10 protein-coding genes are annotated in these 11322 nt (G+C 61.3%); 6 read left to right on the top strand and 4 right to left on the bottom strand.

Translation table 11 applies throughout. The features are described from left to right. Window positions 1-275: 275 nt before the first annotated feature. Window positions 276-683, bottom strand: a complete 408-nt coding sequence (locus DXC52_RS10310) for a hypothetical protein (protein WP_233504926.1) — start codon at window positions 681-683, stop codon at window positions 276-278. Between the two features lie 150 nt (window positions 684-833). Next, on the bottom strand, window positions 834-1856 hold the full coding sequence (locus tag DXC52_RS10305) for a lipopolysaccharide biosynthesis protein (RefSeq protein ID WP_233504925.1): 1023 nt from the start codon (window positions 1854-1856) through the stop codon (window positions 834-836). A 351-nt stretch (window positions 1857-2207) separates the two neighbouring features. On the opposite strand from DXC52_RS10305, the gene pckA reads away from it, so the two are divergent. From pckA to DXC52_RS09365, 5 genes are all read left to right on the top strand, one after another. Continuing rightward, complete coding sequence (gene pckA, locus DXC52_RS09385; RefSeq protein ID WP_199409512.1) at window positions 2208-3878, top strand: phosphoenolpyruvate carboxykinase (ATP); 1671 nt, start codon at window positions 2208-2210, stop codon at window positions 3876-3878. 226 nt (window positions 3879-4104) lie between these two features. After that, window positions 4105-4824: a B3/4 domain-containing protein gene (locus DXC52_RS09380; RefSeq protein WP_117747038.1), complete on the top strand. Its 720-nt coding sequence runs from the start codon at window positions 4105-4107 to the stop codon at window positions 4822-4824. Window positions 4825-4994: 170 nt separating this feature from the next. Then, window positions 4995-5444 carry a MarR family winged helix-turn-helix transcriptional regulator gene (locus tag DXC52_RS09375; protein WP_117747037.1) on the top strand — a complete coding sequence of 150 codons (450 nt, stop codon included), beginning with the start codon at window positions 4995-4997 and terminating at the stop codon, window positions 5442-5444. Between the two features lie 119 nt (window positions 5445-5563). Further along, complete coding sequence (locus DXC52_RS09370; RefSeq protein WP_117747036.1) at window positions 5564-6418, top strand: DegV family protein; 855 nt, start codon at window positions 5564-5566, stop codon at window positions 6416-6418. Window positions 6419-6613: 195 nt separating this feature from the next. Beyond that, window positions 6614-6934 (top strand): MGMT family protein, encoded by a 321-nt coding sequence (locus DXC52_RS09365; RefSeq protein WP_117747035.1) that lies wholly within the window; start codon window positions 6614-6616, stop codon window positions 6932-6934. A gap of 450 nt (window positions 6935-7384) precedes the next feature. On the opposite strand, the gene trpS is transcribed toward DXC52_RS09365, so the two are convergent. Then, the gene (trpS, locus tag DXC52_RS09360; RefSeq protein ID WP_117747034.1) at window positions 7385-8434 is read right to left on the bottom strand and encodes a tryptophan--tRNA ligase; all 1050 of its coding nucleotides are present in this window, start codon (window positions 8432-8434) and stop codon (window positions 7385-7387) included. 159 nt (window positions 8435-8593) lie between these two features. After that, entirely contained in the window at window positions 8594-9793 is a 1200-nt protein-coding gene (locus DXC52_RS09355; RefSeq protein WP_117747033.1) for a glycosyltransferase family 4 protein, read from the bottom strand. Between the two features lie 527 nt (window positions 9794-10320). Here DXC52_RS09355 and DXC52_RS09350 point away from each other — a divergent pair. Continuing rightward, window positions 10321-11259, top strand: coding sequence for a radical SAM protein (locus DXC52_RS09350; protein WP_117747032.1), 939 nt, complete (start codon window positions 10321-10323; stop codon window positions 11257-11259). Window positions 11260-11322: the final 63 nt, after the last annotated feature.

Genomic DNA, 11322 nt, shown 5'->3' with positions numbered 1-11322 from the left:
GGCACCGTGGGGACACATGTATGTCAATCCTGGTCTAACAGAGCCTTAAATAATCATTTGGCTGCCCGCTGGCTAAGTGAGTAGACTTTTTTGGAAATGCCGAGCACCCAACATATTTGCCTCAATAAAACCGCAGGTCACAGACTTGCGCTTCGTCGGTGTGGTCGTTGATTCGGTAAAAGTCTACTCACTTAGTTTTGCGTGATGCATATTGTTCGCAACGAGACCCCAGCGGGGTGATTCCACCGCGAATTCCGGTGGCCGGGGGCAGCTAATTACGCTCCGTAGGGGTTGCGGTCGCGTTCGATGCGTTGGCGGATGTGGGCGTACTCGATAATCAGCAGCACCAGCAGTAGCGACATGATCGTCAGGTAGCTCACGACGGCGCCCGTCAGGCCCAGCAGGTTGATAAGGATTACCGGCAGCACCACGCTCACGGCGAAGCAGACCAGATAGATCTTGGTGACGTCGCCGGCGTGACGCAGCACCGTGATAATGGCGTAGATAAAATCGATGGCCGCGGTTACGCCGCCGGCGACGACCATCAGCAGCGCTAATGTGCGGTAGCGCTCAAAGTTGAGGCCGTACATAAAGCTCATGAGGGGAATGCCGGGGCCTGCCATAAATGCGGCGCACACGCCGGTGATGGCCACGATCAGCGCCATAACAGCAATAATAATCAAGTCAAAACGGCGGCGTTTTCGCGGGTTCGCCCAAATGCTCGACAGACGCAAAAGCTGCGGTTTATAGACAAATCCGATGCTCAGCAAAATAGCCTGCGCCGGAAAGAACAGGGCATTAAAGTACAGCTGGTATTTGTAGGCCAGCGTGCCTTACATCACAAACTTGGGCATGCTCTCGATGAGGTTGAACAGGAACAGTGCACCAAAGAGCGGAGCGCACTGGACAAACAGGTGGCCGACCTCGCGCAGGCTCACGCGGCGCGATTTTTCGGTCTCGAGCAGGGCGAGCGGCGCGGTGACCAGCACGAGCGAGGCGATGGCGGTGACACCCATGGCCATGGCCGCGATGGGCATGCTGCGCGTAAGGAACAGCGCCACGCTAAAGACCGCGATGACGCCGACGGAGCGTAGCGTTTGGCTCATGCCGGCCAAGTAGAGTTTATCGGCCTGCTGCAGGCGGCCCTCGTACACGTCCGCCACGCCGTCGATCACCTTATACAGGTAGACGCCCAGGCCGATCGTCGCCATCTGCGCGTCATAGCCGCGGGCGCTGCTGTACATGAGGCCGCAGCCCAGGGCGAGCGCTCCGCAAAGCCAGCGGTTGAGCTGGTAGGAGGCGAAGGAGGTTTTTTCGTCGATGTCCGAGACCTGAAAGTTGCGCACGCCGTAGTTGCACGCGATCATGATGAGCGTGCCGGTGACAAAGGCGATGGAGAACTTACCGGCTTCCTCGGCGCCCACAAGCTGCGTGGACACAATGGTGAGCAGCGGAAACGCCATGCCCCACACGGCGGTGCCCAGGGTATTCCAGAGATAGTCGCGGCGGGTGGCGTGCTCCTCGTATTCGGCTTCCTGCGTGGAGAAGCCGCCGCCGTAGACAGCGCCGAGCAGGCGGTTCCACCACGCGTTGACCATGCGGTGGATGGGACCAGGCTCGCGATCGCGCTCGCGGCGACGGCGCGTGGCCTGGCTGCTGTCGGGGCCGCCGGCGTTGCGCTGGCTCAGCTCCTGGATGCGCGCGAGCTCTTCGGCCGTGTGGGAGGCGGGGAACAGGCCATTCTCGATGCGTCCGCCCTGGGCCTTTGCGGTGCCGCTGCCCGCTACGGCGGGGTCGGCGACGCCATTGCGGCGGGCGATGGCGCGGCGGATGCTATCGAGGGGCGTGATACTCAAGGCGGTTCCTTTCTCCTACTGCGCTCTAGTATAGTCGCGGTGGTGTCCATTCGTGTTTTTGAACAGGTTGTTCAATAATTGGGGCGGCGCCATTCAGTAGTCGGCACTTAGGGACGTTCCTTATGTGCCGGCATCTGGGGACACACCTTGGCTGTTGCCTGTTCAAGGGTGTCCCCAACGACTAGTCATTTAAGAACGTCCCCAATGACCAGGCCGCTTGCGTGCGATTTTTGACCGTTGGGCGGGCGCTTCGTCGTTGCCGCAAAAACGTTTTTGCATATCGGGTACAACGGGCTTTACGTGAGTAAAGTGCGCGCCGCGTCCACGTGTCGCGTTTTTAAAGGAGGCCCCATGCCTGGTGTTACCCCTGCAGAAGTTCTGTCCAATTTTGGTATTACGCTGGTCGAAGACCCCGCCGAGAACCAGCCCCGCCTGTTGGTTGACCTGCCGGCAGCCGAGCTCGTCGAGCATGCCATCCGCCGCAACGAAGGCCGCATGGCCTCCAACGGCGCACTGGTGATCGAGACGGGGGAGCGTACCGGACGTTCGCCCAACGACCGCTTTATCGCCGACACGCCCGACGTGCACGACAAGATCGCCTGGGGCGCCGTCAACCGCCCGCTTTCGATTGAGAGCTACGAGGCCATCAAGGCCGGCATCGTCGACTATCTCAACGAGCGCGATGTGTTCGTCACCCGCGGCATGGCCGGCGCCGACCGCAACCACACGCGCCGACTACTCGTCGCCTGCGAGCGTGCCAGCCAGGCACTCTTCATTAAGCAGATGCTCGCCCGCCCGCTCGCCCGCGAAATCGCGCGCACCGGCGAGCCGGACTTCTGCGTGCTCGCCGCGCCGGGCTACCAGTGCGATCCCGCCATCAAGGGCCTCAACTCCAGCGCCGCCGTGGTCATCAACTTCCAGGAGCGCGTGATTTTGGTCGCGGGTACCGGCTACTCCGGCGAGATCAAAAAGTCCATCTTCAGCGTCATGAATTACCTGCTGCCCGTCGAGGACGACGTGCTGCCCATGCATTGCTCGGCCAGCATGGATCCCGTCACGCACGAGACCGCGGTGTTCTTTGGCCTGTCGGGCACCGGCAAGACCACGCTTTCGGCCAACCCCACGCGCCTGTTGATCGGCGATGACGAGCACGGCTGGTCCGACATGGGCATCTTCAACATCGAGGGCGGCTGCTATGCCAAGTGCGAGGGTCTGGATGCGTTCCACGAGCCCGAGATCTTCAACGCCGTTCGCTTTGGCGCCATCTGCGAAAACGTGGTGCTCGACGAGGGCCGCAAGCCCAATTACGATGATATTTCGATCACGCACAACACGCGCGTGGCCTATCCCGTCGAGCATATCCCCAACGCGTGGACCAAGGGCATGGGCACCACCCCGAGCGTCGTGTTGTTTTTGACCTGCGATGCCTTTGGCGTGCTGCCGCCCATCTCGCGCCTGACGGCCGACGCCGCCATGTATCACTTTGTGACGGGCTTCACCGCCAAGATCCCCGGCACCGAGGTCGGCGTCACCGAGCCCACGCCCACGTTCTCCTCGCTGTTCGGAGAGCCGTTTATGCCGCTCGACCCTATGGTCTACGCCAAGATGCTCGGCGAGCGTATCGCCGACGGTCGCACCCGCGTCTATCTGGTCAACACCGGCTGGATTGGCGGCGGTTATGGCGTGGGCCATCGCATCGAGCTTGCCTACACGCGCGCCCTGGTGGCCCGCGCCCTCGACGGTACCATCGAGGACAGCGAGTTCGTGCACGACGATATCTTTAACGTCGACATTCCCACCACGTGCCACGGTGTGCCCGACGGCATCCTGGTGCCGCGCCAGTACTGGCAGAGCACTGCGCGCTACGACGAGGCCGCGCACAACCTGGCGGTGATGTTCGAGGAGAACTTCGAGAAGAAGTACTCGCACCTGCCCGAGTCCGTCAAAGCCGCCGGCCCGCACGCCCAGGTGTCCGCCGAGGCCCGCCATCGCGGCCGCGGCCTGCTGGGACTCCGCCACTAGCGTCGCCTCAGATCCAAAACCACCATAAGGGGACAGACGCCTTTGTGGTGGTTTTGCTCGCGTGGATGACTCGGGTTACAATACGCCTGACATATCGTCCCCTTCTCCGGATGGGGGCAGCGTAAGCGCTCTTGTGGCGGCACCGTAGGACTTTGAAGGTGGCCGCCGTGAGGGCGCTTTTTGTTTAGACGCCCTCGCTCGGGGGCGCACAGTGAAGGGAGAGCGTATGAAGGGCTTTATTGCCGAGGATTCTTTTTGGGAGCTGTTTCCGCAGGCGGCGGTCGGCGTCGTGGTCGTAAAGGGCATGAAGCCCGCGGCTCAGATTCCCCAGGATGACGTGGACGCGATCGCCGCGCTGCTTGACCGCGCCAACATCGATGCGGAGCGCCACCTGACGAGCGATACCATCAGCGAGAATGCGTCGGTCAAGGCATGGCGCGAGGCGTATCGCCTGTTCAAGACCAAGAAGGGCGCCCGCTGCTCGATCGAGAACTTGCTCAAGCGCGTGCTCAAGGGCAAGCCGGTGGGCCACATTACGCCCGCGGTGGACATCTACAACACGGTGTCGTTGACCTATGCGCTGCCCGTGGGAGGCGAGGATCTGCATGCGATTGAGGGAGACCTTCGCTTGAAGGTGACCGACGGTGGCGATGCGTTCTTGCCGCTTGGCGAGGAGGCGGACGATCCGACGCTGCCCGGCGAGCTCGCCTATATCGACGATGCGGGCGCCGTGTGCCGCTGCTGGAACTGGCGCGACGGCGTGAGAACGGCCCTGTCCGACGATTCAGCCGACGCATTTTTGGCGATTGAGTGCGTTGAGCCCGAGCGGATGGGGGATTGCCAGGCCGCGATCGATCGCTTAGCCGAGCTGCTCGAGCGGTATTTGGGAGCGACGGTTGTCGTTAAGACGCTTGTGACTCACGACAATCCCTGCGTGGAGCTGTAGCGGCGCCTAGAACCTATTGATGCCCCAAACCACCACAAAGGTGCCTGTCCCCTTTGTGGTGGTTTTTATGTTGATGGGTTAACAATTGGGATATTTGGGTACGGGGGTTCGGACATGCGGCTAAGATGTTTACCCGTTAGCATCATGCAAGCGAAAGGCGGTCGTCTCCCATGCAGCAGAACGACGAGACACGTTTTGAGGATTTTGTCGGACTGATTAGCGGGCTCTACAAGGAGATTCAGCGTATCAAGACGTCCGAGGGCGCAAGGCTGGGCCTCAAGGGCTCCGACGTCATGTGCCTGTACTACCTGGAGCGCAGCAAGGACGGCATGACCGGCGCCGACCTGGCTCGCGTGGCCGGTGTGACGCGCGCTGCCGTTTCGCGCACGCTGGCGCACCTGGAGGAGGGCGGCTTTGTCGAGGTTGATGACTCGGGCGATGCTGCCGTCAAGTACCGCGCACCGGTTCGCCTGACCACGCTGGGTGGCGAGAGCATGAACGAGGCCGACCGCATCATCCATGACGTGCTCGACACCACCGGTAGGGCCATGGGTGTGGAGCAGCGCGAGCAGATGTATGCGTCGCTGCGTACGATTCTCAACACCCTGCGCGAGATCTAAGGCCGCCAAGGCATTTGTTTCCCATTAACAACTGCATAGTCCCGTTTGAGCGCGTATGCCGCGCCGGGGCATTGCTGTCTAAATTCCCTGCGCGAGACCTGCGCAAGAAAGGATTCGTTATGTCCGTCCGCATTATTACCGATTCCGCAAGCGATATGACGCCGGCGGAGCACCCCGCTCTGCGTGTTCTGCCGCTGTCCGTCACCTTTGGCACCGACGTGTACATGGATGGCGTCGACATCGATCACCAACGCTTTTACGAGATGCTCGTGGAGCGCGATGAGCTGCCCAAGACCGGCCAGGTCAACCCGTACGCGTTTTCGCAGGCTATTGCCAAGGCGCGTGAGGCCGGCGACGAGGCTGTGATTATTACCGTGGGCGCCAAGCTTTCGGGCACCAATCAGAGTGCCCGTACTGCACTTGCCGAGGCGCCGGGCGGCGACCTGTTCGTGGTAGACAGCAATAACGTAACCCTGGGCGAGCGTGTCCTGGTCGAGTATGCCCTGCGCCTGGTGGACGAGGGGTGTGGAGCTGCCCAGATCGCGGCGGCTGTCGAGGCCGTGCGCGACCGTGTGGTCGTCATCGGTCTGCTCGAGACGCTGGAGTACTTGGTGCGCGGCGGTCGCCTGTCTGCTGCGGCCGGCGCTGTGGGCACGCTGCTCAACGTAAAGCCCGTTGTGGCCGCCGAGGACGGCCTGATCGTGCAGCTGGGCAAGGCGCGCGGTTCCAAGAACGGCCGCAACCTGCTCAACCAGAAGGTCGAAAAGGCGGGCGGCGTCGACTTTTCCATGCCGCTGGCGCTCGGCTATACGGGCCTTTCGGACGCCGTGCTCAAGAAGTACATCGAGGACAGCGCCGCGCTGTGGGCTGGACACACCGAGGGCGAGCTGCCCATCCACACCATTGGCGCCACCATCGGCACCCACGTGGGCCCCGGCGCCGTAGCCGTAGCCTTCTTCCGTCCCGCCAACTAACTTACCTCCCAAAAAGGGACAGGTTTATTTTGGCAGGTTCTATCTGGGCAAACACTGCCTGCCATGCCATGTGATCCCTCAGCGACGGCGGGGTTGCGGACCATCGGCCGCGCGGAGGTCTCAATGATCTACAACCCTGCCGTCCCCAAGGGATCATTTGTGCTTTATGCTGTTGCGGGCGGAAAGGGGTAGGCGATGGCATCTGAGGGCTTTTTTGAGCGGGTGTACGAGGTAGTCGAGCAGATTCCCGAGGGGATGGTCGCCACGTACGGTCAGGTGGCGATGCTCGCCGGTCGTCCGCGGAGCGCGCGCTATGTGGGCTATGCGCTGCATAGCAACCCACGTCCTGGCCAAATTCCCTGTCATCGCGTGGTGTTTGCCGACGGCCGTATCTGTGAGGGCTTTGCGTTTGGCGGCCCCGATGCTCAGCGTGAGCTCTTACTGGGGGAGGGCGTGACGTTTACCGATCCCATGCACGTCAATCTGGGCGCCTGTCGCTGGCCTGCCGGACTCTAACAGTTCTGCCGTGTCCAAAACCACCACAAAGGTGCCTGTACCCATCGTGGTGGAACGCCGTTATCGCTGACATTTCCCCAGATAAAACCTGCCAAAATAAACCTGTCCCTTTTTGATAGGTTTACCGGGGCTAACTTATGGAGAAGGTGTGGGGCCGTACGTTGCCGTCAGAAAGTAAACCACGGTGAACTATATTGTATTCAGCAACGGAGCAGGCAATAGGCGATGAAAAAGCCTGCCCTGTTGAGTTTGATTCGCATTCCTCCCCTCTGTGCGATTCAACGGTGTACTTCGGGAACGGGCCCGCTGGCAACTGACTGCTGGCGGGCCCGTTCCCGTTTATCGGGGGAGTGCAGTGGGCGGAGCCGAGCCGGTTGGTCGGGCACCAAAAAAGGCGGACGCCGTAGCGCCCGCCTTATAGCAATCGAAAGCTCAAGTCAGCAAATCGGTCTAGTACACCATGCCCATGGCGTCCCGAACCTCGGCCAGGGTCTGCTCGGCGATCTCGTTGGCACGGCGGTTGCCCTCGTGCAGTACGTCCTTCACATAGTCCAGATCGTTCTCATAGCGCTGGCGACGCTCGCGGATCGGTGCGAAGTACTCGTTGACGGCCTCGGTCACGTACTTCTTGAGCTGGCCGGAGCCGCCCAGGCCAATCTCCTCGGCAATCTCGACCTCGGAACGGCCGGTGCAGATGGCGGCCGTCGAAAGCAGGCCGGACACGCCGGGACGGTTCTCGGGATCGAACGTGATCATGCGCTCGGAGTCGGTCTGACTCTTCTTGATGCGCTTGGCCGTCTCCTCGGCGGTCATCGAAATGTTGATGGCGTTGCCGTAGCTCTTGCTCATCTTGCGACCGTCCAGGCCGGGCAGCAGCGGGGTCTCGGACAGCAGCGCGTCGACCTCGGGGAATACCTTGCCGTAGCGGTTGTTAAAGCGGCGGGCGATGGTGCGGGTAAGCTCGATGTGCGGCAGCTGGTCGCGACCGACCGGCACCACGTTGCCCTTGCAGAACAGGATGTCGCAGGCCTGGTGCACCGGGTAGGTGAGCAGAAGGCCGGTAAGCTCATGGCCCGAGGCCTCCATCTCGGCCTTAACCGTGGGGTTGCGCGCCAGCTCGGCCTCGGACACCAGCGACAGGAACGGCAGCATGAGCTGGTTGGCGGCGGGCACGGCGGAGTGCGCGTAGATCATGGTCTTGTCGGGGTCGATACCGCAGGCAAGGTAGTCCATGACCATGTTGTACACGTTGTCCTGGATGTGCTCGGTGGTGTCGCGGTCGGTGATGACCTGGTAGTCGGCGATGAGCACGTTGGTCTTGGCGCCCATGTTCTGCAATTCAACGCGGCCCTTGAGGGTGCCAAAGTAGTGGCCCAGGTGCAGACGGCCGGTGGGGCGGTCGCCGGTAAGCATGGTGAACTTCTCGGGCGTCTTGGCCAGGCCCTCGCGAATGGCGTTGCTCTTTTGCAACGCGACTTCGTAGCTGTTCTCGTTTGGCATGATTGCTCCTAACGTATGTTCATGGGTCAAGATGATAACGCGTTTATTGGAGGGGCGGGGCGTAAGCAGGCGAGGGGCGGAAGAGTGGCGGCTTGCGCGATGGGTGCGGCGCGGCTGCACTTGGCCAACGGTGCCTGGGCACATCCTCGGCAGCTTACCCTAGAGCTTGTGGTGGCGCTCTTCCTTACGTTCCTCGGCTGCCTGCTCCTCCTGCTTAAAGGCGGGGTCGTCGGGGGTTACCAGCTCGTCTTCGTGCGTGCGCTTGTTGTAATGGTGGCGCAGCACGGGCTCAAACAGGTGCAGGTGCTTGGCGAAGGCCGCCGAGCCAATGGCGAGCACGGTAAAGATGAGCACGCGCATGGGAACCTCGACCTGATTGATGGCGGCGGCGCCGGCCGAAAGCATGATGCACCAGGCGTAGATGAGCAGCACGGCCTGCTTTTGGTTGTAACCCTCTTGAATCAGGCGGTGGTGAATGTGGCCCTTGTCGGCCTGCCCAATGCTAATGTGGGCGCGCTTGCGGCGTACGATGGCGCTAAACGTGTCGATGATGGGCACGCCGGCCACGATGAGCGGGATGATGAGTGAGGTGAGCGCGGCGGTGCGGCTCACGTTGAGCAGCGATATGGAGCCGAGCGCAAAGCCCAGCAGCAGCGAACCCGAGTCGCCCAAGAAGATACTCGCGGGGTTGAAGTTGTAGCGCAAAAAGGCCAAGCAGGCGCCAAACAACGCGATGGAGAGCGCGGCGGCATCGATGCGGCCCGAGAGAACGGCCATCGAGAACATCGTGAACGATGCGATGCCACAGATGCCCGTTGCCAGGCCGTCAAGGCCGTCGATGAGGTTGATGATGTTGGTGAACGCCACCAGGTAGACCACGGTGATGGGGTAAGCGAGCCAGCCGAGCATGATCTCGCCGGGGGCAAACGGGTTGACGATGACGCCGATTTTTAGGCCGCCCACGCAGGCGATGAGCGCGGCGAGGACCTGGCCGGCCAGCTTTTGCTTGGGCTTGAGCTGAAAGACGTCGTCGATCGCGCCGGTCGCAAAGATAACGGTAAAAGAAAGCGCAAGTATGGGGTAGCTGATGTGCAGACGGGGGTGGGGCACCAAAACGGGCGGCCAGCCCAGGTACCAGGTGCCTAGGATCTGCACGGTGCAGGCGACGACGAGGCCCAAAAAGACCGCCGTGCCACCCATGCGCGGGATGGGTTTAGTGTTGATGCGGCGCTTGGAAGGATAGTCGACGGCGTCGAGCTTGATTGCCAGGCGCTTGACCAGGGGCACCGCAAGGAAGGTCGTGATAAAAGCCGCGACCGCCACGCACAGGTACGGTATGAAGCTCGTGGAGGAAACCATGAATCGATAAACCGCCAAGCGTCGAAGGAAAAGGTCAAAGGATGCCACGCCGCAAAGGGTATAGCTGACCCATGATACTCGACCAAGGAGGGTGTGAGGAATTGCACGGGGCGATAATCACGTGCTTACCAGATATTCGAGTGATGGTGGGGTTCTGCCTGGTGCCTTTTGGGGATCTGGGCGGGATTTGCAATGGCGATTTTCGGCAAAAGAAAACCACCCCCCACGTTACGAAAATGAACCCACCTAAAACAGGTGGGTGCCCTCATCGACTGTTCCAGCGTCCTTAACAACGAAGGATACCTGTACTAGGTACGACTGTGTGGGCTCCCTAAATAAACGCGACGGTTCACCCAGTTGCTCCGCGGGGGGCGGAATACCTACATCATAAAGCGGTACTTTGTGGATTCCAGTCTTGACATTACAAAAATCGTGTCGGACGATTACGGCGCCTTGGGCTCGAGCCGTCTGTGCGGTTTGCCCTTTTGCGTTTGAGCTGCTGAATCGTTGTTTTGGAGCATGTTTTTATGCCGACGTCCTTGACCGAACTTTTTTCGCCCGCCTGCCATTTGTGTCCGCGACGTTGCGGTGCGGCGCGCGATGAGGGCGCGCACGGCGTATGCGGTGCTAACGACACGCTCAAGGTGGCCCGTGCGGCGCTTCATATGTGGGAGGAGCCGCCTATCTCGGGCGAGGCCGGTTCGGGCACGATCTTCTTTAGTGGCTGCTCGCTCAAATGTGTCTATTGCCAGAACCACGAGATCTCGACGGGTAATTTTGGGCTTGAGATTTCGCCCGAGCGCCTGGTCGAGATTATGTTGGAGCTTCAGGACCAGGGTGCGAACAATATTAACCTGGTGACGGCGACGCACTACGCGCACCTGCTGCCGGCTGCGATTGCCGCGGCACGGGCGCGCGGGCTGGTCATCCCGATCGTCTACAACACGAGCGGTTATGAGCGCGCGAGTGCCGTGGCGGCGCTGGGCGACCTGGTCGATGTGTGGCTCACCGACTTTAAATATGCCGATGCCGGGCTTGCGCAGTCGCTTTCTCATATTAAGGACTACCCGCGCGTGGCCGTGTCGGGTCTGGCCCAGATGGCGCGCGAGATCGAGCGCCGCGGGGGAGAGTTGGTGGATGAGGACGGGCTCATGAAGCGCGGCATCATCGTGCGCCACCTGGTGCTTCCGGGGCATGCGGACGATTCGTGTCGCGTACTGGACCTAGTGTGGCAGACGGTGGGCGATGTGCCGATCTCGGTCATGAACCAGTACACGCCCAATGCGCTTATGCGCGAGCAGGGCGGCGACTTGGCACGCGCCGTGACGCGCGAGGAGTACGAGCAGGTGCTCGACCATGCCGACGACCTGGGCTTTACGACGATGTTCTGGCAAGAGGGCGGCGCGGTAGACGAGAGCTTCACCCCGGCCTTCGACACCACCGGCGTCCTCACCAGCGCAAAGTAGGACGTTCGTCGATGATTTTTCTGGGACGTGTCTCTATAGTTTTGTCAACCGCGTGCTTCGCGC

It is taken from the genome of Collinsella sp. TF05-9AC, from assembly GCF_003438495.1.
Lineage (GTDB): Bacteria > Actinomycetota > Coriobacteriia > Coriobacteriales > Coriobacteriaceae > Collinsella.
Note: the sequence above shows the minus strand (reverse complement) of the source record. Positions and strands in the feature narration are given on the sequence as shown.